A 25313-nucleotide genomic window follows, 5' to 3' on the forward strand; every position below is an offset into this window, starting at 1 on the left:
TGGGGGACCGGTGGGCCAACTCCTAGTGGCAGAGTTAGGCTCGTTGTCGTGACTTCCCATTACGACGTTGTCGTTCTCGGTGCCGGTCCTGGCGGTTACGTCGCCGCCATCCGTGCGGCACAGTTAGGCCTCCGTACCGCGATCGTCGAGCAAAAGTACTGGGGCGGTGTGTGCCTGAACGTCGGCTGCATCCCTTCCAAGGCGTTGCTGCGTAACGCTGAACTGGCGCACATCTTCACCAAGGAAGCCAAGACCTTCGGGATCTCGGGCGAGGTGAACTTCGACTTCGGTGTCGCGTTCGATCGCAGCCGCAAGGTGGCGGACGGCCGGGTCAAGGGCGTCCACTTCCTGATGAAGAAGAACAAGATCGACGAGTTCGACGGTAAGGGCACCTTCACCGACGCGAACACCCTCTCGGTCGAGCTGTCCAAGGGCGGCACCGAGACGATCACGTTCGACAACGCGATCATCGCCGCTGGCACCGTCACGAAGCTGCTGCCCGGCACCCAGCTCAGCGCGAACGTGGTCACCTACGAGGAGCAGATCCTCACCCGCGACCTGCCCGGCTCGATCCTGATCGTCGGCGCTGGCGCGATCGGCATGGAGTTCGGCTACGTCCTCAAGAACTACGGCGTCGACGTGCGCATCGTCGAGTTCCTCGACCGCGCGCTGCCGAACGAGGACGCCGACGTCTCCAAAGAGATCACCAAGCAGTACAAGAAGCTCGGTATCACCATCACCACCGGTGCCGCGGTGCAGTCCATCGACGACGACGGCTCGAAGGTCACCGTCGCGATCAAGGACAACAAGTCCGGCAACGTGGAGACGGTCACCGTCGACAAGGTGCTGCAGGCCGTCGGCTTCGCGCCCCGCGTCGAGGGCTACGGCCTCGAGGCGGCCGGTGTCCAGCTGACCGACCGCGGCGCCATCGCGATCGACGACTACATGCGCACCAACGTGGCGCACATCTACGCCATCGGTGACGTCACCGCGAAGCTGCAACTCGCTCACGTCGCGGAGGCGCAGGGCGTTGTCGCCGCCGAGACCATCGCCGGCGCGGACACCGTCACCCTCGGTGACTACCGGATGATGCCGCGCGCCACCTTCTGCCAGCCGCAGGTCGCCAGCTTCGGCCTGACCGAGCAGCAGGCCCGCGACGAGGGCTACGACGTCAAGGTCGCGACCTTCCCGTTCACCGCCAACGGCAAGGCGCACGGCCTCGGCGATCCGACCGGTTTCGTCAAGCTGGTCGCCGACAGCAAGTACGGCGAACTGCTCGGCGGCCACCTCATCGGCCCGGACGTCTCGGAACTGCTGCCCGAGCTCACCCTGGCGCAGAAGTGGGACCTCACGGTCAACGAGCTGACCCGCAACGTGCACACCCACCCGACGCTCAGCGAGGCACTGCAGGAAGCCTTCCACGGCCTCGCCGGGCACATGATCAACTTCTGATCCACGCCGCGTAGCCGAACGGTGGCGTCCAGACCAAAGGGTCTGGGCGCCACCGTTTTTCGTGTGCTGAGCGAGTGCTGCCAAGCGCCCGCCGGAGCACCGATCAGAGCATGCCGTACGCGTGCGTCGGGGTGAGCAGGGCGAGGGCGCGGCGGTCGGCGACCATTGCTCGGCGGTAGTCGTCCCAGTCGGGGTGTTCGCCGTTTGCGGTGCGGTAGTAGTCGACGAGGGCTTCCACGGTCTCGTCGTGCGGATCGGCGGCCACCGGGGTGACCGAGGCGATGGCCTCGATGACGGCGTAGGCGAAGAAGTCCTCGCGGGTGACGTGGATGGCGGCCCACGGTTCGCGCACGAGGTTGTGGTACTTCGCGCGGTCCGCGGTGATGGAGACGCGGATGATGCCGTCGCCGCCGATCACGTGCAACACATTGGACAGCTGCGGTCGGCCGTTGCGGCGGATGGTGGTCAGCACGGACCTGCGGTGGTCGCGGGCGAAGTCGACTGCTCGGGCGAGTTCCATGCCGGTATTCAACCGGTCGTGATCGAGGTCTCTTCCCCCGGTCGCCTCACTCGCGGTGGTAGGCCGCCTGGGCGTCGCGCACCTGCGGCATGTTCGTCTCTACCACCAGAACCAGCGCATGCAATTGATCGGCGACCTGCGCGCCTAGTTCGGTCAACGTGTACTCGACACGCGGCGGGATGGTCTCGTGTACCTCGCGATGCACCATGCCGTCACGTTCCAGGGCCTGCAGGGTTTGCGACAACATCCGCTCGCTGACGCCGTCGACCCGCCTGCGCAGTGCGCTGAACCGGTACGAACCCTCGCGCAGCGCGACAAGGGCGAGGATGCCCCAGCGACTAGCGACATTCTGCAAAACCGGCCGTGACGTGCAGTTCTTGGCGAACACGTCGGGTTCCAGCGTCGGATCGTCCAGGTCTGGCGACGATGTCGGCTGTGTGCTCATGCAACCGATAGTACCCAACTTGACCAAAGTGGTGTATGAATGCATAGTACTTACTAATAGTTAGTGCTTAACGAACCGTGCATACCCGTGGAGGTAGATATGACCGTTGCCGTGACCGGTGCCAGTGGACAACTGGGCCGTCTCGTCGTCCAGGCGCTGCTGCGCGAGGGTGTCACTCCAGTCGCGATCGTGCGTGACCCGCAGAAGATCGCCGATCTGGCCGAGCAGGGTGTCGACGTGCGTCAGGCGAGCTACGACGACGCCGATTCGCTGGATCGCGCGCTCGCCGGTGTCGACCGGGTGCTGCTGGTCTCCGGCAATGAATTCGGTGCCCGAGTAGCTCAGCACACCAACGTCATTCGCGCCGCCGAGCGCGCGGGCGTCGAACTGCTCGTCTACACCAGCATCCCGCAGGGCGCGCAGAACTCGATGATCCTGGCGCAGGAGCACATCGGCAGCGAGGCGGCACTCGCGGCGTCGACTGTGCCGCACGCGATTCTGCGCAACGGCTGGTACTGGGAGAACTACCTCGGCGGCCTCGCGCACGCCGTCGAATCCGGCGTCCTGCACGGCGCGGCAGGCGAGGGGCGGGTGGCCGGCGCGGCGCGTGCCGACTACGCCGACGCGGCCGCCAAGGTGCTCACCACCGACGGGCACGCGGGGCAGGTGTACGAGCTGGGTGGCGACGAACGCCTCACCTATGCCGAACTGGCGCAGTCGATTTCGACGGCAGCCGGCAAGCCGGTCCGCTACGAGAACCTGCCCGAAGCCGACTATGCCGCCGCCCTCCAGCAGTCCGGACTCGAGGCCGGTTATGCGAAGGTGCTCGCCGACGCCGACGCGGGCATCACGAAGGGCCTCCTCGATGTGACCAGCGGCGACTTGCAGAAGCTGCTCGGGCGACCGGCGACTCCCGCGGTCGAGGTGTTCCGCGCGGCGCTCGCCTGAGAGTCGCACCGCCGCAACCTGTTTGATTTCCCGCGCCCCCTCCGGTGCGGGAAATCAAGGCAGGTAGATCACGTTCAGCCCGGCGTCCGGCCGATACGCTGTACTTTGTAGAAGAATTCCCGGGCGGCCGCACTACGACCTGGATCACGCCGATACGATCGGGACGACCAGGCGAGGAGGCAGGGTGGACGACGGTTCGGCGCAGCAACCGCAGCGTCGCGGCAAACAGGACCGCAGCAGCGCGGGCGACCCCGTGCGCACGCTGGAATTGTTGTGGCGGATTTCCAGCGGCCCTGCGCGCGGACCGAAGCAGCGCAGCAGCGTGGATGCCGTGGTTGCGGCGGCCATCGAGCTCGCCGACGCGGAGGGTATCGGCGCGCTCACCATGCGTGCGGTTGCGACCAAACTCGGGCTCACGCCCATGGCCACCTACACCTACGTGCCTGGCAAAGCCGAACTGCTCGATCTGATGGTCGACAAGGTCTACCGCGAGATGGACCGCCCGGACCTGTCGGATCTGCCATGGCGCGATCGGGTCAACACCATCGCGATGACGAACCGCGCCATGCTGACCCGCCACCCGTGGGTCGCCTACCTGCCGACCACCCGCCCGCCGCTCGGGCCGGGCATGGCCGCCAAATACGACCACGAGCTCCGCGCCTTCGACGGCCTCGGCCTGGACGACGTCACCATGGACGCGTCGCTCACCTACGTCCTCGGCTTCGTCACCTCGGTGGCCCGCATCGCCATCGATACCGCGCGTGCGGCCGCGGACAGCGCGATGACCGATCACCAGTGGTGGGAGCGTGCGGCGCCGCTGCTCGCACAGGTCTTCGACCCGCAGCAGTACCCGGTGGGTGCCCGCGTTGGATCGACCGCAGGGCAAGCCCACGGCGCCGCCTACAACGCCGACCACGCCTACGAATTCGGTCTCGCCCGAGTACTCGACGGTCTGGCTCAGCTCATCGAAAACCGCTGAGCGTCAACCTGTCTCGCGCACGCCTTATGATTCCCCGCACCTGAAATCGCATGCGAATCCCGGTGCGGGAAATCAAGAGGCGTGCGCCCGCTAGACCCCGTCCCGCTGGATGCGTAGGGCGGTGATGGTGGAGGCCAACCCCTCGTACTGGTTCGCCAACAGCACGATTTCGATGAGGCTGCGCTCGTCGTAGTGCTCGGCCAGCGCCGTCCAGTGCGCGTCGTCGAGGTCGCGGGTCCGCACCAGCTGGTCGACGGCGGCGAGTAGTGCACGGTGTTTGTCCGACCAGCCCGGAGCGTCGGGTCCGGTGCGCAGGCGGTCGAGGATCTCCGAGGTCACTCCGGCCCGCCTGCCGAGCCGAATGTGGTGGTCCATCTCGTATTCGCAACCACTCAGGTGTGCGACGCGAATGATGACCAGCTCCGACTCGTGCCGCGGCAGCCGACCGCCGGGCATGAGTTTGCCCGAATAGTGCAGCCAGCCGCGGAACAGTCCCTTGGTGCGGCCGAGGGTGCTGAACAGATGTGCGTCATCGGTGCCCGCGGCCTTGGAAAGGACCTGCCAGACAACCCAGTTGATCGGACCCAGCTCGCGCAGGCGTCCGGGTGAAATGCGTGGTCGCAGCGCTGAAACCATGCTCGGTCGGCTCCTCCGCGTTGATGGGCGAGCGGCCAGGCGGTGCCGGGCCGAGCCGTCAGCCTACCGGCGAGTACGCGCCGAATCGAGGGCGTGACCGACACTAAATGGTCCACCGGCCGGTGCGGTGCCGAATTGCCTGCGCACGCTGGCGATTACACCGTTACGATCGATTTCGTGCGGAGATGGGTAACTCGTGGGGGCACCCAGAGCTCGCCATGCACTCGATCGCAGGCAGGCAGCGCGGCGTACGCGGCGCGCAGCTAGTACGGCCTGACGGACGTGGAGAGGCGGACGAGCTCGACATGCTGGTGAGGGTCAAGCCCGGGGCACAGCTCTCCGGTGCCGAACAAGAATTCGTCGAATGCCTGCGCTCCTACCCGTCGGCCGCCCTCGCCATGATCGACCTACAGGTCGGCGACCGGCAGATCGACGCGGTGATCTGGACGCCGCGCGGACTGACGGTGCTCGAGGTCAAAGGCTTCCGGCGCAGGCAGAGCGGCATTCTCAGCATCGCCGCCGACGGCCCGTGGAAGATCAGCGATGCCGACGCGGACCTGGACGAACCGTCCGGCAGCCCGTCCGATCGACTGGAACACGGCATCGCCACGGTGAAGACAACGCTCGAGCGGGCACTGCTCGACCCGGGGCATGTGTGCGGCGCCGTCGTGCTCATCCCGTTCCGCGGCGCGGTGGTGCGGCCGTCGCGCACCAACCTGCGGCCCGGCCTCGATGTCGTTGTCGGCAATGTCGCCGACGCCACCGAGTTGCGCATCTACCTCGAAGGTTTCTCGGCCGGACCACGGAAGTGGACCGCCGACCGGGTGATCGGTGACTGCACCGCGCTCGGCCTTGCCGACCTCGCACCATCGCGCGCCGACCTGGTCGCCGCCGGGTTCGAGCAGGTCGCGCAGGAGACCCCGAGCGTCATCGCGCGCCCACCCAAGCCGCGGGTCGAGCCGACGCCAGGTGTCGCGACGAAACGGCATTCATACGCCGGGTGGACCGTCGTCGCCCTGGCGGTCATCGGGATGATCGCGGTCATCGGGATGATCGCCAACTCCCTCGTGCACGACTCCTCCCATCCCAAGCCGCAGGAAACCAGCACGCCGAGCCCGACCCCCACCCCACCGCCGTATCACCCGACCACCTGCTGGCCGTTCCAGCAGAGTTGCTGAGCGGTCCAATTACCCACGGCCCCAGCCTGTTCGGCGGGCAACGGATCGCGGCATATGTCCACGAGTCGCCACGCGATTCCGACCGCCGCCGGAATGACGGCGGCACTTCAGCCGGGCCACCTTCAATCACGCACGGCCCGAGCGAGTTTCGTCAGTTCGAGGGCGCGCTGGGTGCGGGCCAGGACGTGGGCGCGGGAGATGTCGATGTGGGTGATGAGGGTGTGCATGGCCCCTTTCGCGTTGCCGGACAGGAGTTGTTCGGCGATCGCGATGTGTTCGGTGGTCATGGTGGCGATGCGCTCCGGGGTCGGCACATCCAGGGTGCGGACCGGGCGCACCCTCGTGTGCACCGCGGCGAGTGCCTCTGCCAGTGCGGTATTGCCCGCGGCGGCCAACAGGGTGGTGTGGAAATGCTCGTCGGCGACCAGCGCGGGGCCAGGCTCGGGTGGGTTGGCGCGCAGCGCGTGCCAGGTCTCGAGCTCGGCCCGAATCAGGTCGAGATCGTGTGCGGGACTGGCATCTTCGGTGCCAACGCGTTGAATTCCTCTTGCCTCTAGCACGATTCGCAATTCATACAGGTGGCCGAGTTCGTCGAGCCGCGGCCGGTACGGGTGCAGCCCGTCGGAGCGCCGCTCGACCAGCCCGTCGGCCTGCAACCGGGCGAGCGCCTCGCGTACCGGGGTGCGTGACACCCCGTAGATGTCCGCGAGACGTTCCTCGCCGAGCCGTTCGGTCGGCACGAAGACCCCGGCGGCCAGATCCCGGCGCAGCGAGTGATACACCCGCTCGCGCAACGGAATCCGCCCGCCGTGCGGCATGGCGGCCAGCTCAGATCGCCATCGCCGAGCGGACCGCGGCCTCCGCGCCCGCGCCGCCCTCGCCCGTCGAGGTGACCCGACCGGAGGCCAGGATGTAATAGCGTTGCGCGGCCTGCAGCGCGAAGCCGATGTGCTGCTCGACCAGCAGCACGCTCAACCCACCGCGCCGCGTCACCTCGATGATGGTGCGCTCGATTTCGGCGACAACCGACGGCTGGATGCCCTCGGTGGGTTCGTCGAGGATGAGCAGCTTCGGCTCGGTGATCAGCGCGCGAGCGATGGCCAGCTGCTGGCGCTGCCCGCCGGAGAGCAGACCGGCCTTGCGGCCCAACAGTTCCCGCAGCGCGGGAAACAGATCGAGCGATTCGTCGATCAAGGCCTTGCCGCGCTTGCGACCGTCGGCGACCACCTGCAGGTTCTCCGCGGTGGTCAACTGCGGGAAACTCTGCTGGCCCTGCGGCACATACGCGAGGCCGCGGCGTACCCGCCGAGACGGGGACAGCTTGGCGATCGCCTCGCCGTCGAACCTGATCTGCCCCGACTTGGTGCCGATCAGCCCGACCGCAGTACGCAACAGCGTGGTCTTGCCCGCCCCGTTGTGTCCCATGATGGCGACAACGCTGTCGTCCGGAACAGTCACCGACACACCGTGAATCACCTCCGTCCGGCCGTAGCCGGAGTGGATATCGATGAGCTCAAGCATCAGACGGACTCCTGCACGGTTGTTTCGTCTTCGAGGGCCGTTCCGATCGCGGCGGCGGTACCGAGATAGACCTCCTGCACCTTCGGATCCGCCTGCACCTGTTCGACGGTGCCCTCGCTGAGCACCTTGCCCCCGGCCAGCACGGTCACCGAGCTGGCGAACGCGCGCATGAAGTCCATATCGTGCTCGACCACCACGACGATGCGTTCACCACCGATGCGGCGCAACAGGTTTCCGGTCTCCTCGCGCTCCTCGGCGCTCATGCCCGCGACCGGCTCGTCGAGCAGCAGTACCGACGCGTTCTGTACAAGCAGCATGCCGATCTCCAGCCACTGTTTCTGACCGTGCGCCAGCACACCGGCCTGCCGGTCCCGCAGGTCGCCGAGCCCGGTGATCTCCAGCGCCTCCTCGATCGCGGGCAGCACCGACTTTCGACGGCGCAGCATGGTGCGCGCCGAACGGCCGGCACCCGCGGCGATGTCGAGATTCTGTAGCACGCTGAGCTGCTCGAACACACTCGCCGTCTGGAAGGTGCGGCCGACGCCGAGCCTGGCGATCTGGTGCACCTTCTTGCCGAGCAGTTCGACGCCGGTCTTCTGTGCCGATCCGGTCGCCGAGACCAAGCCGGTGATCGCGTCGATGAGCGTCGTCTTGCCAGCGCCATTGGGGCCGATCAGAAAACGCAGATCGCCTTGCAGCACAGTGATATCGACATCGGTCACCGCCTTGAATCCGTCGAAACTCACCGAGAGGCCACGGATTTCGAGGTACTCGCTCGACATTCCGGCATTGCCGCCGAGCCTCGGCTCGGATGCGGTTGTGGTCATCGCGATTCCACCTTCTCCGGCTCGATCTCGGGCTGCGATTCGAGAGCGATCGCTGCGGGCGTGATCGGCGCGGGGTGACGGAACCTGCTGTCCAGCAACCCTTTCAGCATCGGCCAAACACCGGCCAGCCCGGCCGGGATAAAGCCGATCACCACGATGAACAGCACGCCTTGCAGATACGTCCAGCCGGACGGGAACTCCTCGGAGAACGCGGTCTGCGCCCAGGCCACCCCGATCGCGCCGAGCACCGGGCCGAGCAGCGTGTTACGGCCGCCGATCGCGACACCGACGAGGAACGCGATGGACGGCACCACGCCGATATCGGCGGGCGAGATGATGCCGACGATCGGCGTGAACAGCGCACCGGCGATCCCCGCGAAGAACGCCGCGACCACATACGCGACGATCTTCACGTTGGCAGGGTCGTACCCGAGGAAGCGCACCCGCTCCTCCTGATCACGCACCGCGACAAGCAATTCGCCGTACCGGCTGCGCATCAGCTGCCGCACCAGCGCGACAACAACGAGCAGCGTGCCCGCCGCGATGAAGAACAGCATCTTCCGGTTCGCCGGATCGGACAGCTTGAACCCGAAGAAGGCGCGGAAGTCGGACAACCCCGTGAATCCACCGATCGCCTGCTGCCCGGTCAGCATGATCGCAAGCGCCGCCGCCAGCGCCTGGCTCAGGATGGCGAAGTAGGCGCCCTTGACCCGGCGTTTGAACACGCCGTAGCCGAGCACCGCCGCCACCAGCGCAGGCAGCACGAGGATGCCGATCAGCGCCACCGGACCGGACGCGAAAGGCCGCCAGAACGACGGCAATTCGCGAATACCGGAGATCTCCATGAACTCCGGCACATCGTTGCCGAGCCGCGACGCGTCCGCCATCTGCAGATGCATCGCCATGATGTAGGCGCCGATGCCGAAGAACACCCCCTGACCCAGCGTGAGCATTCCCCCTCGGCCCCAAGCCAATCCGATCCCCACCGCGACGATGGCGAAGCACAGGAACTTGGCAAGCAGATTCAGCCGGAAGTCGCTGAGCGCGGCCGGTGCGACCGCGAACAACAGGATCGCGGCGATACCGAAGCCGCCCACCGCGGTTAATGTCGAGTGTGCGCGCCACCGTTCTACCAGCGTGGTCATGCCAAACTCCTTGTGCGGACAGTGAACAGACCCTGCGGACGGACCTGGAGAAAGATGACGATGACGACGAACACGATGACCTTCGCGATCGACGCGGTGGTCGAGTATTCGATGTAGGAGTTGAGCAGGCCGAGCGCGAATGCCGCGATCACCGTGCCCTTGATCTGGCCGAGCCCGCCGATCACCACCACGAGGAAGGCGTCGATCAGATAGCTCTGCCCGATGGTCGGGCTGGTCGACCCGATCAACGTGAGCGCCACCCCGGCGACCCCGGCCAGCCCGGAGCCGATGAAGAACGTGCTGATATCGGTGAAACGACTTGATACACCACTGGTTTCGGCTAGCCCTCGGTTCTGCACGACGGCCCGGATGCGACGACCCATCGGCGTCGTCTTCATCACCGTCGCCAGGATGATCACCGCGGCCACCGCGAGCACGAGAATGAAGATACGACTCTTCGGCACCACCGCGCCGAGGATGGTGACACCACCGCTGAGCCATTGCGGCGCAACGACATTCTTGGCGGGCGCGCCGAAAATGTCACGGGCGAGCTGTTGCAGCACCAACCCGACACCGAAGGTGACAAGCAGGGTGTCAAGCGGCCGGTCGTACATCCAGCGGATCAGGCCCATCTCCAGCGCCGCGCCGAGCAGACCACCGACAAGGAAGCCGACAAGCAGCGAAACCACCAGCGATATACCGGCCGACGAAATGACCTTCTGCACAACATAAGTCGTGTAACACCCGGCCATGATGAACTCGCCGTGCGCCATATTGATCACGCCCATCTGACCGAAGGTCAGCGACAGCCCGAGCGCGGCGAGCAACAGAATTGATCCCAGACTCAGCCCCGTGAAGAGCTGGCCGATCACGACGTCCACAAGGACTCCTGTGTTATTGGCCGCGCGGGCGCGGCGTGTTCAAGGATTACTACTTGAGGCCCGCGGCCCAGTCATAGGACTTCAGGTACGGGTCCGGCGTCACGGCCTTGCCCGAGTCCCACACGGTGTAGATGAGCCCGTCCGGCCGGATCTCACCGATCCGGGCGGTCTTGGTGATGTGATGGTTCGAGCCGTCGACGGTGACGAGACCCTCGGGCGCCTCGAAGGTCACGCCATCGGCCGCGGCCTGAATGTCGGCCACCTTGAACGACTTCGCCTTCTCCACGGTGTTCTTCCACAGATAGACCGAGGTGTACGCGGCCTCCATCGGGTCCGAGGTCGGCTTGTCCGCGCCGAACGCCGCCTTGTAGTCCGCGACGAACTTCTTGTTCACCGGCGAGTCGACGGTCTGGTAGTAGTTCCACGCGGTCAGCTGTCCCGCGACATTCTGCGCGCCGATACCAGCGACCTCCTCCTCGGCGATGGACACCGAAACCACCGGCATCTCAGCGGCTTTCAGCCCCGCGTTGGTGTACTCACGGAAGAACGCCACGTTCGAGTCGCCGTTGAGAGTGTTGAATACCGCGCCCGCCTTGGCATTACGCACCTTGTTCACGATGGTGGAGAAGTCGGTCGAGCCGAGCGGGGTGTAGTCCTCGCCCTTGATCTCGATGCCGTTGGCCTTGGCGTACGCCTTGATCTCGCGGTTGGCGGTCTGCGGGAAGACGTAGTCGGAGCCGACCAGGTAGAGCGACGTGATGCCCTTCTGCTTCAGGTAGTCCAGTGCCGGAATGATCTGCTGATTGGTGGTCGCGCCGGTGTAGAAGATGTTCTTGCTGTCCTCCAGGCCCTCGTACTGCACCGGGTAGTAGAGCAGCGAGTTCAGGCTCTCGAACTTCGGCTTCATCGCCTTGCGGCTCGACGAGGTCCAGCCGCCGAACACCGCCGCAACGCAGTCGGAGCTGATGAGCTTCTCGGCCTTTTCGGAGAAGGTCTTCGGGTCCGACGCGCCGTCTTCGAGCACCAGCTCGATCTTCTTGCCGAGGACCCCGCCCGCGGCGTTGATCTGGTCGACCGCCAGCTTGGTCGAGTTGGCGACGGTGACCTCGGAAATCGCCATCGTGCCGGACAGCGAGTGCAACGAGCCGATCTTGATCGAGTCCTTCGACGTGTCAACGCAGGAGGCGGCGTTCGAGCCGGTAGTTGACGCGTCGTCCTTGGCGCCACAGGCGGTCAGCAACAAACTGGCGAGCGCCACTGCGGTAGGTACCGCCATCACCTTGACCATGCGCACGGAGCGGTGTCGATGGATGGCACGGGAATCTGACATGGGGCGGGACCCTTCTCACTTCATCAGGTAGTTCGGCGGCGCGACGTGCACCGCGGCGAATACCTCCGCCTTTGCCCCGGTCAAAGCTGTCGACCGGGCTGTATACATGCGGTGTATTCGTGGTGCGAACGTTAGACAGAAGTTGTTGCGCCGGAATATCTCTCGGTGACGAGTCCGTTGCCTGTGTTTCGAGCGTGTGAACGTTTGCGGTTACCGTCTGGTGAACGCCGGTGAGACGGCGCGCAGCCTACGGTTGCGTAGCGTCGTGTCCGTACGGCAGGCTGCGTTTGTACATCGTCAAAACGGCCGAAACTTGGGAGGACCGTCGTGGGTCACTACAAGGCGAACGTGCGGGATATCGAGTTCAATCTGTTCGAGGTATTCGGGCTGGACAAGCTGCTCGACACGGGCGCCTACGGCGATCTGGACTCCGATACCGTGCGCGAGATCCTGGCCGAGGTGAAGCGGCTGGCCGAGGGGCCGATCGCGGAGTCCTTCGCGCCCGCCGACCGCGATCCGGTGGCGTTCGATCCGGCCAACTACTCCGTCACGGTGCCGGACGTGCTGCGCAAGACCATCACGGCCGTGCGCGAGGCCGACTGGAGCAGGCTCGGGCTGCCGGAGGGGATGGGCGGCTCGCCCGCGCCCGCCGCGGTGGTGTGGGCCGTCCAGGAGATGATCATGTGTGCCAACCCGGCGGCGACCTTCTTCAATATGGGCCCGGTGATGGCCTCGGTGCTCTACAACGTCGGCAACGACCAGCAAAAGCATTGGGCCACCGACGGTTACGAACGCGGCTGGCAGGGCACCATGGTGCTGACCGAGCCGGACGCTGGCTCCGACGTCGGCGCGGGCCGCACCAAGGCGATCGAACAGCCCGACGGCACCTGGCACATCGAGGGCATCAAGCGCTTCATCTCCGGCGGCGATGTCGGTGACACCGCGGAGAACATGTTCCACCTGGTGCTCGCCCGCCCCGAGGGCGCAGGGCCAGGCACCAAGGGTCTTTCGCTGTTCTACGTGCCGAAGTTCCTGTTCGATGCCGAGACGCTGGCGCTCGGCGCCCGCAATGGCGTGTACGCGACCAATCTCGAGCACAAGATGGGCCTGAAGTCCTCACCCACCTGTGAGCTGACCTTCGGTGGCGACGTGCCCGCGGTCGGCTGGCTGGTCGGCGACGTGCACAACGGCATCGCGCAGATGTTCCAGGTGATCGAGAACGCGCGCATGGTGGTCGGCATCAAGTCCACCGGCACGCTGTCCACCGGGTATCTGAACGCGCTCGAGTACGCCAAAGAGCGCGTGCAGGGCGCCGATCTGACGCAGATGACCGACAAGGCCGCACCGCGTGTGCCGATCACCCGGCATCCGGACGTGCGCCGCAGCCTGGCGTTGCAGAAGTCGTACGCCGAGGGCATGCGTGCGGTGTATCTGTACACCGCCGCACATCAGAATCCCGATGTGGCGCAGCTGGTTTCGGGCGCTGACGCCGAATTGGCGCACCGGGTCGACGATTTGCTGCTTCCGATCGTCAAGGGTGTCGGTTCCGAGCGGGCCTACCAGTACCTGACGGAATCGCTGCAGACACTTGGCGGTTCGGGTTATCTGCAGGACTACCCGATCGAGCAGTACATCCGGGACGCCAAGATCGACTCGCTGTACGAGGGCACCACCGCCATTCAGGCGCAGGACTTCTTCTTCCGCAAGATCATTCGGGACAAGGGGGTGGCGATCGGGCACGTCACCGGGCAGATCGCCGCGTTCCTCGACACGAAGAGCGGCCGGTTCGAGACCGAACGCGAGCTGCTGCGTACGGCTTTGGGCGACGTGCAGGCGATGGCCACCACGCTGACCGGCTTCCTGATGGCGGGCCAGCAGGAACCGGCCGAGCTGTACAAGGTCGGCCTCGGTTCGGTGCGCTTCCTGCTCTCGGTCGGCGACCTGCTGATCGGCTGGCGATTGCTGGTACAGGCCGAGATCGCGGCCGCCGCGCTTGCTGCCGAAGCGCCGGAGAAGGATCGGGCTTTCTATACCGGAAAGGTCGCTGCCGCAAGCTTCTTCGCGAAGAACGTGCTGCCGCAGTTGACCGCCAACGTGGCGATCATCGCCGCGATCGACAACGACATCATGAAGTTGGACGAAGCGGCGTTCTGACACCGCGCGGCCATGACGACGGCGTCCCGCACTCGGCTCGACCGGGTGCGGGACGCCTTCGGTTTCGGGGGTGTTCAGTCGGCGAGCAGCTTCAGCACCACCGGGCGCGACAGCGTGCCAGAGACCTCGCGGGCAAGCTGGTTGGCGCTGGCGCCCTCGGTGTGCGCGTCGCGCAGGGCGGCGGCCAGTTCATCGCGGGCCGCGTCGGCCGCTGCCTGGGCCTCGCGCAGACGCTGCGCGGCTCGGTCGACCCTGGTGGACGGATCATCCGAGGTGGTCAAGTCGTTGACCGGTGTGGTTTCCGGTGGCGATACCGACGCGTTCGTCTTCATCGTTGGCGGGAAATTGCGCATCGCCGCCTTGGCGAATTCCTGCATGAACTCGCGGGTCGCGTCCTTGTCCTCGGCGGCGTTGCCGAGCAGCAGCCTGGTGGTCTGCGGCACGGCGAGGCTCCAGTTGGACATGCCGCACAGGGCGAGCAGCAACCGTCCGGCGTACTGCGCGTCGACGCCGAATTGTTCGATGGCCCTGTCGAATTTCTGCTCATAGTGTTGCGCGCGCCAGCCGTCGATGTCGTGTGCGTCGACGCCGCGATGCAGGCCCTCCCACAGCAGTAGCCGCAGCAGTTGCGGGTGGTTGTTGTGGTAGTCGAACAGCTTGCCGACGTACCTGCCCGGGTCGGTCTCGGTCAAGGGTTGGACCACGTCCATGAACTCGCGCATGGTGTCGATCAGGATGACGTCGAACAGCTTGTCCTTGCTGCCGAACAGGCCGTAGATGCGTTCCTTGTTCACACCAGCCGCCTCGGCGATGCGATCGACCCGAGCCCCGGCCAGGCCGTATTCGGCGAATTCGGCACGCGCGGCTCGCAATAGCGCCTGTTTCGTCGCGTCGCTGCGCTTCATCGTGGCGGTCATGACCGCGAGTTTACCATCGCATTAAACCAACTATTTGGTTGACAACCGATCTGTCGCAGTTCTAGTGTCATCCCCATGGCAACGCCGACCCTTCCGCTGACCGGTACTCCGGCCGCCGCGCCCACTCAGAGCGCATCCCCGCGTGCACACACCGCGCGCACCGTGCCCGTTTTCGTGCTGTCCGCGCTGCTCGCGACCGGCCAGATGTACATCCCTATTCCCCTGTTCACGGCCATGAAAGCGGACTGGAATGTCGGCTCGGGCGTGATGACCTGGATCATCAGCGCGTTCGCCTTCGGTTATGCGGGCGGCTTCGTGCTCTTCGGCCCACTGTCGGATCGCTACGGACACCGCCGGGTCCTGATGACCGGCATGGTCGTCGCCGCAGCGGTAACCCTGTTGACCGGCCTGGCGTTCAGCGCGCCGGTCGCGGTCGCCCTGCGGATCGTCCAGGGCCTGGTCGTCGGATCCATTCCGCCCGCGATCATGGCTTACGTCGCCACTCGCATCACGCCAGCGCATCGCGCCGTGGCGACCATGTCGGTGGCCACCTCGTTCCTGGCCGCGACGGTGATCGCGCAGATCGTCTCGCAGGCCGTGGTCGCCTCGTTCCCGTGGCGCACCATGTTCATCGGTTCGGCCGTCGTCTTCGTTGTGCTCGCGGTCGTGCTGCGCCGGGTGATGCTCGATGACGCCCCGACCGGGCGCGATCGTCCGCTGCGGCACAGCTACGCCGCGATCCCCGCGGTGCTGCGCATCCGCCCGTTGCTGCCGATGCTGGTCGCGGGTTCGATGAGCATGGCGGTGATGGTCGGCGTCTACACCGGTCTCGAACTCACCGGCGTGGTCAAGGGTTCCGGCGAACTGCTCGCCCTGCGTGCGGGCGCCCTCCCGGTGATGGTTGCGCTGCCGCTGCTTGCCATCCCGCTGGCCAGGTTGACCAAGCACTACCAGATCATGCTCGGCGTCCTGGTCGCGGCCGCCGCGATGGTGGCGGCCACCTTCGAGGGCTCACACCTGGCAGTCCTGACCATCCTGCTCGCCGTCCTCGTCGGCGGCCTCGGCGTCATCGGCCCCGCCGTGCTGCAGAGCGCGGGCGAACTAGGCGGCGAATCCCGTGCCGCCGCAATGTCGGTCGCGATGTTCAGCTTCTACGTCGGTGCCACGGTGGGCCCGATCGTCGCGGCAGCCGCTGCCCCGCATGGTTTTTCGGCCCTGGCCTGGACCCTGGCCACGCTGTTGGTCATCGCACTGGCCATGACCATGGTCGGCCTGCGCATCCAACGGAGGGCACTGGCCGCCGCGTGAGATGACGCTGCGTCAAACAAACGGTTGAGGCCGACATCGCGGAAACGCGATGTCGGCCTTCGCCGTCGGACCGAAAGCCGAACATACGATGCCTCTCGTGACGCGCTCAGTAGCTCAGGCCAGGACGAGCCCGCTCGGACGACAGGCGGGTACGTCGTGGCGTGGATGAGCTCGGAAGCTATCCGGATCGCCGGGCCCGATCTGCTCGACACCATCACCGAAGCCGATCTGCTGTCCGATCTGCGTGCCGTCGCCGAGGGCGGCTGGCTGATCCTCGATGACACGGTGCTCCTGCGGCGCTGGTATGCGAGCTATCACGGAGATCGCGGGCACCGCAATGCAATCGACTACGAGATCGCCGTAAACGGCCGTGGTGTGCCGGATTTCGACATCGCCGACAGCGGAGAGGCGTGCGTGCCGCTGTTGCTACGACGCGGCGCGGCATTCGCCTGGTCCGCATTGCACAAGGCACACCACGAGCTGCCCGAAGTCCGTTTGGCCGCATACATTTCGGTGTCACCGATGCTGGTGGATATTGATCCGCTCCGGTTCGACACCGACCACCACACCGGCACCATGACCTTCTGCGCGCTGGGGCCTGATCGTCGGCTGCACATCGATCCAGCGCAGGCGACCGATTGCGTAGTCGCGATCTTCTCCGAGGATTGCGCGGAGCCCTTGCCGCGCTGACTCGCCGGGATTACTTCAGTACATAGGGGGAGACCGAGCTGCGGTGCTCACTGATGTCGAGGACCTTGCCGAGGGGCGGGAAGGCGCGCTGCGGGCAGTTGAGACGTTCGCAGACACGGCAACCCGCGCCGATAGGGGTTGGCTGTACTTCGTCCAGGTCGATGCCGTCGGCGTAGATCACCCGGCCCGCGTGCCGCAGTTCGCAGCCGAGGCCGATGGCGAAGGTCTTGCTCGGCTGGCCGTAACGGGTGGCGCGGCGTTCCACGGTGCGGGCGACCCACAGGTATTTGCGGCCGTCGGGCATCTGGGCGATCTGCGTCATGATCTTGCCCGGGTAGGCGAAGGTCTCGTAGACATTCCACAGCGGGCAGGTGCCGCCGCTGGCGGAGAAGTGGAAACCGGTGGCGGACTGGCGTTTCGACATGTTTCCGGCCCGGTCCACCCGGACGAAGGAGAACGGGACGCCGCGCAGTTTGGGCCGCTGCAGCGTCGAAAGCCGGTGGCAGATGGTCTCATAGCTCTGCGTGAAGAACGCCGAGAGTCGCTCGATGTCGTAGCGGAAGTCCTCGGCGACCTCGTGAAAGTGCGTGTAGGGCAACACCGTTGCCGCGGCGAAGTAGTTGGCCAGGCCGAGCATCGCCAGCTTGCGGGTGTCCTCGGAGGCGAAATTGCCCTCCTCGACCAGCTTTTCGAGCAGATCGCCGCACTCGAAGTAGGCGAGCTCGGCGGCGAGTTTGAAGGTGCGCTGACCGCCGGACAGATGCGGCGCGATCTCCAGCCGCTGGGTGTCCTCGTCGTAGCGATGCAGTACACCCTCGCCGAGATCGATGCGCTCGACGATCCGCACATCGTGCGCGCGAAGTATCCGCGCGACCTCGCTGTTCACGTCGCCGCCGTGGAATCGGATGCGCGCGGTGAGTTCCTCTGCCGCGGTGTCCAATTCGTGGATGTAGTTCTGCCGCTGATAGAAGAAGTCGCGCACCTCCTCGTGCGGCTTGCTGATCGCCGCGCTGCCGGAACCGTCGGCGAACCGGTCCTCGGTGGCGGCGGCCAGCTGGGCGGAGGTGTTGCGGTAGCGGTTGTGCATGTTGACCAGCGCGCGCGCCATGCTCGGATGCGCGGACACCATGTCCGCGATCTCCTGGGTGTCGGCCTCGATGCCCAACTCCTGGTCCATCACGACCTCTTGGAGTTCCGCGATGAGCCTGGTGTCGTCCTGGGAGGAGAAGAAGGTCGCGTCGACCCCGAACACCTCGCTGATCCGCAACAGCACCGGGACGGTGAGCGGGCGCACGTCGTGTTCGATCTGATTGAGGTAGCTCGCCGAGATCTCCAGCTTCTGGGCGAGTGAGACCTGGCTCAGCCCCCGTTCGGTCCGCAGCTGACGAAGCCGCGCCCCGACGTAAGTCTTGGCCATGTGTCCAGTTTATGGGCGTTTTCGCAACCGTGCCAAGGGGGAATTAGCAGTAGTGCTGAGCTATATGTCACAGGCAGGCGTTACCGTCGACGGGTGTTGTTCTCGCATGTCGTCCAGGCTTCGGAGACGGTCCGCGCGACCAGGTCACGCAAGACGAAGATCGCAACCTTCGCCGAGCTGTTGACCGCCGCCGGGCCGGACGAACTCGCGCCGGTGGTCGCCTGGGCATCCGGCGAGCTACGACAGGGGCGGATCGGCACGGGGTGGCGCACCCTCACCGCGGTGGACACTACCCCGGCAATCGTTGCGACGCTGACGGTTTCGGCGGTCGATGCCGCACTGACCGACCTGGCCGAGACCTCAGGCACCGGCTCGGCCGCGCGGCGCAAAGCCTTGCTCACCGCGCTGTGGACCGCCGCGACCGCCGACGAGCAGGCGTTCCTGTTACGCCTGCTCACCGGCGAGCTGCGCCAGGGGGCGCTCACCGCGATCGTCAGCGAGGCCGTCGCCGTGGCCGCCGAGGTGCCGGTCGAGCTGGTGCGCCGGGCCTACATGCTGTCCGGTCAGCTGCCGGTGACCGCGATCGCCGCGTTGACCGGCGGTATCGAGGCGCTCGGCGAGTTCAGGCTCGAGGTCGGCAGGCCCATCCAGCCGATGCTCGCCTCGCCCGGTGCGACGCTGGATGAGGCGCTCGCCGAGTTCGACGGCGACGTGAGCGTCGAGATCAAGATGGACGGCGCGCGGATCCAGGTGCATCGCGACGGTTCGCGGGTGTGGGTATTCACCAGGACGCTGCGCGATATCACCGCGGGCGTGCCGGAACTGGTCGAGCTGGTCGCCGGGCTCGACTGCACCAGCGCGGTGCTCGACGGTGAAACCCTGGCGCTCACCGATGCCGGGCGCCCGCGCCCGTTTCAGGAGACGATGAGCCGCTTCGCCGAGGTGAGCTCAACCCGGGAATTGCTGCTGCACCCGTACTTCTTCGACTGCCTGCACCTGGACGGCACGGATCTGCTCGACGCGCCGCTGTCCGAACGCCGCGCCGCGCTCACGAAAGTGGCTGCCGCGCAGAGCATCCCCGCGCTGATCCGGCCGGACGAGGAAGCGGCCGCCGAGTACTTCGACGGTGCGCTCGCCGCAGGCCACGAAGGCGTGATGGTCAAGTCGCTGTCCGCGCCCTACGCGGCGGGCCGGCGCGGCCGGGCCTGGCAGAAGATCAAGCCGACGCACACCCTCGACCTGCTTGTCCTCGGCGCCGAATGGGGTTATGGCCGCCGCACCGGCTACCTGTCCAACCTGCACCTCGGCGCCCGCGACCCGGAAACCGGCGATCCGGTCATGGTCGGCAAAACCTTCAAGGGCCTCACCGACGTCCTATTGCAATGGCAGACAGCCGAATTCCCGCGCCACGAACGCGCGCGCGACGAACACACCGTCTACCTGTTGCCCGAACTCGTCGTCGAGATCGCTCTCGACGGAGTGCAGGTCAGCCCCCGCTATCCCGGCGGCGTCGCGCTCCGCTTCGCCCGCGTTGTCCGCTACCGCCCCGACAAGGACCCCACCGAAGCCGACACCATCGACACCGTCCGCGCCCTCCTACCCTGAGCTATCCGCCGAGCGAGAGCGCCCCTCGCGATTCGCCGCAGCTAGGTCCCGTTAGGCATCAGCCTGCCGGGAGGTGACATGAGGCATGTCCCGTTCGCGGTCGACTCGCGGGAGTCTGGGCGATGTCGAGCGGTTGGGGGCGGGGTGGTGCGAGGATTGTTGTGCCACTGCAAGTGAGGGCTCCTCAGGGGTGAAGGGGCGGGCCAGAATGCAGTGGGTTCGGCAGGGTTCTGCTTCGGGATCGGGGAAGACAGTTGGGTTCTACAGTGTGGCGCCTTCGCGCGATGGCGCTGGCCTCGGTCGTCGCGGTCAGCGCGGTGCTCGGCACGTGCGCGCACGCTAATCCGATCGATGATCTGCTCTTTCCGACCCGCGACATCGCCGACGCCATGCCGACGCCGCTGGGCGATCCGTTCTACACGCCACCGATCGGCTTCGAAACCCGTTCGCCGGGAACAGTTCTCGCGTCCCGTCCCGGTGGCACCGGCGTCACGGGAGTTCCGCTGATCTCGACCGAGCTGCTGATCCGGTCGACCGACGCGAAGGGCAAGCCGGTCCCGGTGGTCGCCACCCTGCTGTCCCCGGCGACGCCGTGGACCGGCCAGGGACCGCGTCCGCTGGTGACCCTGAATCCGGCGATCGACTCGCTCGGGAACCAGTGCGCGCCGTCCTATGAGCTGCGCATGGTGTCGAGCAAGCTGTGGATGGCGCAGATCCCGCTGTCCAAGGGTTTCGCGGTGCTGGTGCCCGATCACGAGGGGCCGCGGCAGGCGTACGCGGCGGGTCTGATGGCCGGGCATGCGGTGCTCGATTCGATCCGGGCCGCGGTGCGCACTCCCGAACTAGGTCTGCGGCCCGAATCGCCGACCGCGATCACCGGCTATTCCGGCGGTGCCATCGCCTCGGCTTGGGCCGCGCAGCTGGCACCGAAGTACGCGCCGGAGCTCAATCTCGTCGGCGTCGCGTTCGGCGGCGTGCCCGCCGACTTCGAGATGCTGATGCACACCATGAACGGCAAGGATGTCGCGTCCGGGATCTTCCTGGCCGCAACCTTGGGTCTGGCGCGCGAGTATCCGGAGATGCTCGGCCTGATGAACGACAACGGCTGGCGCCTCGCGCGGATCGGCAAGGACTTCTGCATGTCCGCCGAGGAGACCGTCGGGATCGTCGCGCCCATTCCGGTACAGGCGCTCACCGATGCGCCGGCACCGACCGAGCTGCCGTTCATTCGCGACATTCTGACCGAGAATCGGCTGGGTGCCATGCCGCCGACCATCCCGGTGTTCATGTATCACGGCCTGAACGAATGGTGGGTGCCGTTGGCCGGTGCGGAGAACCTCTATCAGGACTGGTGCCGGGGCGGAACCCAGGTGGATTTTCAGGTATATCTCGGTGAACACTTCATCGTCAGCACGAGTGGTATTCCGGGCGCGTACGCCTGGATCGAAGATCGATTTGCTGGCAAGCCGGTGAATGCCGGCTGCACTCGATTCGGCTGATCGGCGACGGTATCCGGGCCGATAGAGGACAAGATCTAACTTAACGCATGGGCGACGCGCGGTTAACCGCAACCACCTGGCAATCCTATTGACCGGTACCGCACACTAGATGCGTGACCGTCGAATTACTGGTTCTTCTGATCGTCATCGTCACCGCACTCGCATTCGATTTCACCAACGGCTTCCACGACACCGCGAACGCCATGGCGACCTCCATCGCCACCGGGGCGTTGCAGCCACGTGTCGCGGTGGCGCTGTCGGCGGTACTGAATCTGGTCGGCGCATTTCTCTCCGTGGCGGTCGCCGCCACCGTGGCCAAGGGCATCGTCCGACTAGACGCTGTGCAGGGCCACGACCTATTGATCATCGTGTTCGCCGGTTTGGTCGGCGGCATTCTCTGGAACTTGCTGACCTGGCTGTTCGGCCTGCCGTCGAGTTCCTCGCACGCACTGTTCGGCGGCCTGATCGGCGCCACCCTCGCCGCGCTCGGCTGGAGCGGCGTGATCTGGGCCGCTGGCTCGGACGGGGTGCTGACCAAGATCATTCTGCCCGCCGTGCTCGCGCCGATCGTCGCGGCGCTGGTTTCGGCCCTCGGCACCTGGCTGGTCTATCGGATCACCAAGAAGTCCGATCCCGACAAGGTGGAAAAAGGCTTCCGCTGGGGTCAGATCGGTTCGGCCTCGCTGGTCTCGTTGGCACACGGCACCAACGACGCGCAGAAGACCATGGGCGTCATCTTCCTGGCGCTGGTCGCGCACGGCACGCTCACCAAGAACGCCGACATGCCGGTGTGGGTGATGGGCGCGTGTGCGCTCGCCATCGCGGCGGGCACCTACCTCGGCGGCTGGCGCATCATCCGGACGCTCGGCAAGGGTCTCGTCGAGATCGAGTCGCCGCAGGGCCTCGCCGCCGAAACCGCTTCGGCGGCAATCATTCTCAGCTCGGCCCACTTCGGGCTGCCGCTGTCGACCACGCAGACCGCGACCGGTTCGATCCTCGGCACCGGGATCGGTAAGGGCGCCGAGGTGCGCTGGGGCGTGATGGGACGCATGGTGGTCGCGTGGCTGCTCACGCTGCCGCTCGCCGGTCTGGCCGGTGCGGCGTGCTGGGCGATCGCGCACTATATCGGCGGACTGCCCGGCGTGCTCGTGGTGTTCGCGATCCTGCTCGGGCTGTCGGGGCTGATGTACGCGCGGTCGCGCCGGGATCCGGTGGACACCGGGAACGTCAACGAATGGCCGGATGACACGCCGGGCGGACCGACAGATCCGGTCGATGTTGTGCAGCCGAGCGGCGCGGCACGGGAAAGTGGTGCAGAATCCGGCACACCGGATATGACCGCGGAGCCGGGCAAGTCGACCCGGTCGGCGCAGGTTTAGGAGGAGTAGACGTGCATACGCTCATCACGAATCTGAACGCGCTCTGGAAGGTCATGCTCGCCGGTCTGATCCTCGGAGCCGGGCTGCCGCTGGTCTTCGCGGTCGGGGTGCGTTTCTGGTCGACTGCCGAGACGGTGACTCCGGATGGCCGTGTCGGACAACGCAATTACCCGGCACTTGCCGTCGCGCTGGTGTGCTTCGGGCTGATCCTCGCCGCGATCGTCGTCGGGATCCTCTATACCGCAAAGTCTTTCATTGCCGCGAAGTTCGGCATTCACCTGTTCGGAGAGTCCTGAAGGGCGAAATGTGACCGATCAAGCGAAATCCACGGAGCTCAGGCCGAAGGTGCTCGGCCGGATCATCGGCTGGCTGCGTGCCGGTTATCCGCAGGGCATCCCGACCTCGGATTACGTGGCGCTGTTCGCGGTATTGCACCGGCACCTCACCGATTTCGAGGTGGTCGCGATCGCCGAGGAATTGGCGGCGTCGAATCCGGACAGCGAGATCACCCGCGCCGAGATCGAGGACGCCATCGCGCGGGTCGCGAAGGAGCAGCCAGCCGAGGTCGACGTCGTCAGGGTGGCCTCACACCTGGCGGCCGGCGGCTGGCCGCTGGCCACCCCACCGCCCGACGTCGACTGACGCACGCGTTCGCCGATGCCACCCTTTCTGAGTGCCATTATCGACTGGCTGCGGGCCGGATATCCGGACGGTGTCCCGGAATCCGACTACATCCCGCTGCTCGCCCTGCTGCGCCGCCGCCTCTCCGATGACGAGGTCCGCCAAATCGCCGCCGAGCTGGCAGGTTCCGGTGACCTGCCAGCCGACAGGACCGACATCCAGGTGATGATCACCAAGATCACCAACGAGATGCCTTCGGAGGCGGATGTTTTGCGCGTCCAGACGCGCCTGGAGGCGCATGCCTGGCCGCAAGACGGTTCCTCGGCCGGAGGTTCGACCCCGCCGGTCTGATGGGTTGTCGATGGTTCATCGCCGATCGGGACGTGGTGGCGGCAGGCCGACCTGTGACGGTCGGACCGATGACGAACGGGACGTGGTTGTGGCGCAAGGCCGATAGTTGCGCTGTGGTGTCTCGTTCGATGGCCGCTGGTGGCTTGGTCGGCTGGTGGGTTGCGGCGCACAGGATTTGGCTGCGGCGCAAGGTCGATGGTCGCTCCGTGGCGTCCCGTTCGGTGGCCGCTGGCGGCCTGGTCGGCCGGAGGGGCGCGGCGAATGGGGCATGGTTGCGGCGCAGTGTGAGTGGGGCCTCCGTGATGTCCCGTTCGCTGAACACCGGAGGGCTAGTCGCCGGTAAGCCGCAGTGAACGGGACGTGGTTGTGGCGCAAGGCCGATAGTTGCGCTGTGGCGTCTTGTTCGATGGCCGCTGGTGGCTTGGTCGGCTGGTGGGTTGCGGCGCACAGGATTTGGCTGCGGCGCAAGGTCGATGGTCGCTCCGTGGCGTCCCGTTCGGTGGCCGCTGGCGGCCCGGTCGGCCGGAGGGGCGCGGCGAATGGGACATGGTTGCGGTGAAGTGTGAGTGGGGCCTCCGTGATGTCCCGTTCGGCGCAAGGGTTTGGGGTTACGTGGGTGGGTTGGAGGTTCGGGGGCCGCTGAGGTAGGGGAGGCGGCGGAAGCCTGCGGAGACTTCAAAGGCCAGGTCGTGGTAGCCGAGGGCGAGTTCGGCGAGGCGTTCCCAGGCGCCGTGGACTGTCCATTCCGGTGCGCTGGACAGGGTTTCGTTGGCGCTGACGGAGAACTGGGCGAGGCGGTCGACCACCATGCCGACGGTTTCGGTGTGCATGTGCGCGCCGCCGTGCGGTGGTGGGAGTTCGGTGGCGACCCACCGGTCGATGGCGAGGACCAGGCGGGCGCGGTGCGCGTCGATATCACCGGCCGCGCCGGGTTCGGTGCGTGCGCGCCGCTCGTGCAATCCGGCGAGTAGATAAGTGGATTCCAACACCGGATGCCCCGTGCGCGGTGCGGCCCGGCAGGCTTCGAGGATTCGACCCTTCGAAGGAAGCGGTTCCATGACGATAACCCCCTGCTGTGAATGCTGCTACTGGACAAGAGATATGAAGCGCCGCTGCGAGATTCAGCGTTGGTGCCGCCCTCCCGGGCGAGGTACTAGTCGGAGCCGCTTGGGTGACGGTGTCTCCCAGGGCTTTTCCATCACGGCCAGCCCGACCGCCTCCAACGCGGTCAGCCCCATCCGCTGCGCCAACTCATCCATCAGCGAAACCACTTCCGCCGCTTGAAGAGCCGCCGTCGCCTGCTCTGTCGTCAACATCCGACCCCGCAGATACGACACCACCCACGCATCCTCGCTGACCCGCCGAGCCTGATGCGCCGTCCGATTACTGACCATCCAGGTCTTACCAATGACATGCACAGACACCCGAACCCCCTAGTTCCCACCGTGCGAGCCCGACCAGCGAGGTCCCGCCTGTGATGTGTGACACAGTCACTCTAGATTTGTAAACT

General features: G+C 66.2%; 26 protein-coding genes. 13 read left to right on the forward strand and 13 right to left on the reverse strand.

Annotated elements, in window-relative coordinates; genetic code table 11:
- Positions 1-48 precede the first annotated feature (48 nt).
- On the forward strand, positions 49-1452 hold the full coding sequence (lpdA, locus tag OG203_RS28315) for a dihydrolipoyl dehydrogenase (protein WP_405160302.1): 1404 nt from the start codon (positions 49-51) through the stop codon (positions 1450-1452).
- 103 nt (positions 1453-1555) lie between these two features.
- Here the strand turns inward: lpdA and OG203_RS28320 are convergent, their stop codons facing one another.
- The gene (locus OG203_RS28320; protein WP_405160303.1) at positions 1556-1972 is read right to left on the reverse strand and encodes a PPOX class F420-dependent oxidoreductase; all 417 of its coding nucleotides are present in this window, start codon (positions 1970-1972) and stop codon (positions 1556-1558) included.
- Positions 1973-2018: 46 nt separating this feature from the next.
- Positions 2019-2417, reverse strand: coding sequence for a winged helix-turn-helix transcriptional regulator (locus tag OG203_RS28325; RefSeq protein ID WP_379284354.1), 399 nt, complete (start codon positions 2415-2417; stop codon positions 2019-2021).
- A 99-nt stretch (positions 2418-2516) separates the two neighbouring features.
- On the opposite strand from OG203_RS28325, the gene OG203_RS28330 reads away from it, so the two are divergent.
- Together OG203_RS28330 and OG203_RS28335 are read left to right on the forward strand one after the other, a co-directional pair.
- Positions 2517-3365, forward strand: a complete 849-nt coding sequence (locus OG203_RS28330) for an SDR family oxidoreductase (protein WP_405160304.1) — start codon at positions 2517-2519, stop codon at positions 3363-3365.
- A 184-nt stretch (positions 3366-3549) separates the two neighbouring features.
- The gene (locus OG203_RS28335) at positions 3550-4344 is read left to right on the forward strand and encodes a TetR/AcrR family transcriptional regulator (RefSeq protein ID WP_405160305.1); all 795 of its coding nucleotides are present in this window, start codon (positions 3550-3552) and stop codon (positions 4342-4344) included.
- A gap of 90 nt (positions 4345-4434) precedes the next feature.
- Here OG203_RS28335 and OG203_RS28340 read toward each other — a convergent pair whose 3' ends face one another.
- Positions 4435-4968: a carboxymuconolactone decarboxylase family protein gene (locus OG203_RS28340; RefSeq protein WP_405168031.1), complete on the reverse strand. Its 534-nt coding sequence runs from the start codon at positions 4966-4968 to the stop codon at positions 4435-4437.
- A gap of 317 nt (positions 4969-5285) precedes the next feature.
- Between OG203_RS28340 and OG203_RS28345 the strand changes: the two genes are divergently transcribed.
- Positions 5286-6158 (forward strand): nuclease-related domain-containing protein, encoded by an 873-nt coding sequence (locus OG203_RS28345; RefSeq protein WP_405160306.1) that lies wholly within the window; start codon positions 5286-5288, stop codon positions 6156-6158.
- Positions 6159-6280: 122 nt separating this feature from the next.
- On the opposite strand, the gene OG203_RS28350 is transcribed toward OG203_RS28345, so the two are convergent.
- From OG203_RS28350 to urtA, 6 genes are read right to left on the reverse strand one after another with little or no spacing between them, the layout of a single operon-like run.
- Positions 6281-6976, reverse strand: a complete 696-nt coding sequence (locus OG203_RS28350) for a GntR family transcriptional regulator (RefSeq protein ID WP_405160307.1) — start codon at positions 6974-6976, stop codon at positions 6281-6283.
- A gap of 10 nt (positions 6977-6986) precedes the next feature.
- Positions 6987-7679, reverse strand: coding sequence for an urea ABC transporter ATP-binding subunit UrtE (urtE, locus tag OG203_RS28355; RefSeq protein WP_405160308.1), 693 nt, complete (start codon positions 7677-7679; stop codon positions 6987-6989).
- Complete coding sequence (gene urtD, locus OG203_RS28360) at positions 7679-8506, reverse strand: urea ABC transporter ATP-binding protein UrtD (protein ID WP_405160309.1); 828 nt, start codon at positions 8504-8506, stop codon at positions 7679-7681. Before urtD ends, urtE begins: the two co-directional genes overlap by 1 nt.
- On the reverse strand, positions 8503-9651 hold the full coding sequence (gene urtC, locus OG203_RS28365) for an urea ABC transporter permease subunit UrtC (RefSeq protein ID WP_405160310.1): 1149 nt from the start codon (positions 9649-9651) through the stop codon (positions 8503-8505). The genes urtD and urtC overlap by 4 nt, the downstream gene beginning before the upstream one ends.
- Positions 9648-10532 (reverse strand): urea ABC transporter permease subunit UrtB, encoded by an 885-nt coding sequence (urtB, locus tag OG203_RS28370; protein ID WP_405160311.1) that lies wholly within the window; start codon positions 10530-10532, stop codon positions 9648-9650. Before urtB ends, urtC begins: the two co-directional genes overlap by 4 nt.
- A gap of 49 nt (positions 10533-10581) precedes the next feature.
- Complete coding sequence (gene urtA / locus OG203_RS28375) at positions 10582-11820, reverse strand: urea ABC transporter substrate-binding protein (RefSeq protein ID WP_405168032.1); 1239 nt, start codon at positions 11818-11820, stop codon at positions 10582-10584.
- Between the two features lie 369 nt (positions 11821-12189).
- Between urtA and OG203_RS28380 the strand changes: the two genes are divergently transcribed.
- Entirely contained in the window at positions 12190-14016 is a 1827-nt protein-coding gene (locus OG203_RS28380) for an acyl-CoA dehydrogenase (RefSeq protein ID WP_405160312.1), read from the forward strand.
- 74 nt (positions 14017-14090) lie between these two features.
- On the opposite strand, the gene OG203_RS28385 is transcribed toward OG203_RS28380, so the two are convergent.
- Positions 14091-14933, reverse strand: a complete 843-nt coding sequence (locus tag OG203_RS28385) for a TetR/AcrR family transcriptional regulator (RefSeq protein ID WP_405160313.1) — start codon at positions 14931-14933, stop codon at positions 14091-14093.
- A gap of 75 nt (positions 14934-15008) precedes the next feature.
- Here OG203_RS28385 and OG203_RS28390 point away from each other — a divergent pair, with 75 nt between their 5' ends.
- Complete coding sequence (locus tag OG203_RS28390; protein WP_405160314.1) at positions 15009-16241, forward strand: MFS transporter; 1233 nt, start codon at positions 15009-15011, stop codon at positions 16239-16241.
- A gap of 165 nt (positions 16242-16406) precedes the next feature.
- Positions 16407-16931 (forward strand): hypothetical protein, encoded by a 525-nt coding sequence (locus OG203_RS28395; RefSeq protein WP_405160315.1) that lies wholly within the window; start codon positions 16407-16409, stop codon positions 16929-16931.
- 10 nt (positions 16932-16941) lie between these two features.
- On the opposite strand, the gene ramB is transcribed toward OG203_RS28395, so the two are convergent.
- A complete protein-coding gene (gene ramB / locus OG203_RS28400) occupies positions 16942-18348 on the reverse strand; it encodes an acetate metabolism transcriptional regulator RamB (RefSeq protein WP_357385222.1) in 1407 nt (468 codons plus the stop codon).
- A gap of 93 nt (positions 18349-18441) precedes the next feature.
- Between ramB and OG203_RS28405 the strand changes: the two genes are divergently transcribed.
- From OG203_RS28405 to OG203_RS28430, 6 genes are all read left to right on the forward strand, one after another.
- The gene (locus OG203_RS28405; RefSeq protein ID WP_405160316.1) at positions 18442-19953 is read left to right on the forward strand and encodes an ATP-dependent DNA ligase; all 1512 of its coding nucleotides are present in this window, start codon (positions 18442-18444) and stop codon (positions 19951-19953) included.
- 254 nt (positions 19954-20207) lie between these two features.
- Positions 20208-21452 carry a lipase family protein gene (locus tag OG203_RS28410; RefSeq protein ID WP_405160317.1) on the forward strand — a complete coding sequence of 415 codons (1245 nt, stop codon included), beginning with the start codon at positions 20208-20210 and terminating at the stop codon, positions 21450-21452.
- A gap of 113 nt (positions 21453-21565) precedes the next feature.
- A complete protein-coding gene (locus OG203_RS28415) occupies positions 21566-22831 on the forward strand; it encodes an anion permease (protein ID WP_405160318.1) in 1266 nt (421 codons plus the stop codon).
- An 11-nt stretch (positions 22832-22842) separates the two neighbouring features.
- On the forward strand, positions 22843-23127 hold the full coding sequence (locus tag OG203_RS28420) for a hypothetical protein (RefSeq protein ID WP_405160319.1): 285 nt from the start codon (positions 22843-22845) through the stop codon (positions 23125-23127).
- 10 nt (positions 23128-23137) lie between these two features.
- The gene (locus OG203_RS28425; protein ID WP_405160320.1) at positions 23138-23473 is read left to right on the forward strand and encodes a DUF3349 domain-containing protein; all 336 of its coding nucleotides are present in this window, start codon (positions 23138-23140) and stop codon (positions 23471-23473) included.
- A gap of 15 nt (positions 23474-23488) precedes the next feature.
- Entirely contained in the window at positions 23489-23803 is a 315-nt protein-coding gene (locus OG203_RS28430) for a DUF3349 domain-containing protein (protein WP_405160321.1), read from the forward strand.
- Between the two features lie 608 nt (positions 23804-24411).
- Here OG203_RS28430 and OG203_RS28435 read toward each other — a convergent pair.
- Both OG203_RS28435 and OG203_RS28440 read right to left on the reverse strand, forming a co-directional pair.
- On the reverse strand, positions 24412-24861 hold the full coding sequence (locus OG203_RS28435; protein ID WP_405160322.1) for a DUF4254 domain-containing protein: 450 nt from the start codon (positions 24859-24861) through the stop codon (positions 24412-24414).
- Positions 24862-24924: 63 nt separating this feature from the next.
- Positions 24925-25227, reverse strand: a complete 303-nt coding sequence (locus tag OG203_RS28440) for a hypothetical protein (RefSeq protein ID WP_405160323.1) — start codon at positions 25225-25227, stop codon at positions 24925-24927.
- Positions 25228-25313: the final 86 nt, after the last annotated feature.

Origin of the sequence: Nocardia sp. NBC_01499 (assembly GCF_045040275.1) — a bacterium.
Lineage (GTDB): Bacteria > Actinomycetota > Actinomycetes > Mycobacteriales > Mycobacteriaceae > Nocardia.

Coding starts and splice junctions, on each gene's coding strand:
- OG203_RS28320 (WP_405160303.1), bottom strand. CDS start 1,972: ATGGAACTCGCCCGAGCAGTCGACTTCGCCCGCGACCACCGCAGGTCC.
- OG203_RS28325 (WP_379284354.1), bottom strand. CDS start 2,417: ATGAGCACACAGCCGACATCGTCGCCAGACCTGGACGATCCGACGCTG.
- OG203_RS28330 (WP_405160304.1), top strand. CDS start 2,517: ATGACCGTTGCCGTGACCGGTGCCAGTGGACAACTGGGCCGTCTCGTC.
- OG203_RS28345 (WP_405160306.1), top strand. CDS start 5,286: ATGCTGGTGAGGGTCAAGCCCGGGGCACAGCTCTCCGGTGCCGAACAA.
- OG203_RS28350 (WP_405160307.1), bottom strand. CDS start 6,976: ATGCCGCACGGCGGGCGGATTCCGTTGCGCGAGCGGGTGTATCACTCG.
- urtE (WP_405160308.1), bottom strand. CDS start 7,679: ATGCTTGAGCTCATCGATATCCACTCCGGCTACGGCCGGACGGAGGTG.
- urtD (WP_405160309.1), bottom strand. CDS start 8,506: ATGACCACAACCGCATCCGAGCCGAGGCTCGGCGGCAATGCCGGAATG.
- urtC (WP_405160310.1), bottom strand. CDS start 9,651: ATGACCACGCTGGTAGAACGGTGGCGCGCACACTCGACATTAACCGCG.
- urtA (WP_405168032.1), bottom strand. CDS start 11,820: ATGGTCAAGGTGATGGCGGTACCTACCGCAGTGGCGCTCGCCAGTTTG.
- OG203_RS28385 (WP_405160313.1), bottom strand. CDS start 14,933: ATGACCGCCACGATGAAGCGCAGCGACGCGACGAAACAGGCGCTATTG.
- OG203_RS28390 (WP_405160314.1), top strand. CDS start 15,009: ATGGCAACGCCGACCCTTCCGCTGACCGGTACTCCGGCCGCCGCGCCC.
- OG203_RS28395 (WP_405160315.1), top strand. CDS start 16,407: ATGAGCTCGGAAGCTATCCGGATCGCCGGGCCCGATCTGCTCGACACC.
- ramB (WP_357385222.1), bottom strand. CDS start 18,348: ATGGCCAAGACTTACGTCGGGGCGCGGCTTCGTCAGCTGCGGACCGAA.
- OG203_RS28430 (WP_405160321.1), top strand. CDS start 23,489: ATGCCACCCTTTCTGAGTGCCATTATCGACTGGCTGCGGGCCGGATAT.
- OG203_RS28435 (WP_405160322.1), bottom strand. CDS start 24,861: ATGGAACCGCTTCCTTCGAAGGGTCGAATCCTCGAAGCCTGCCGGGCC.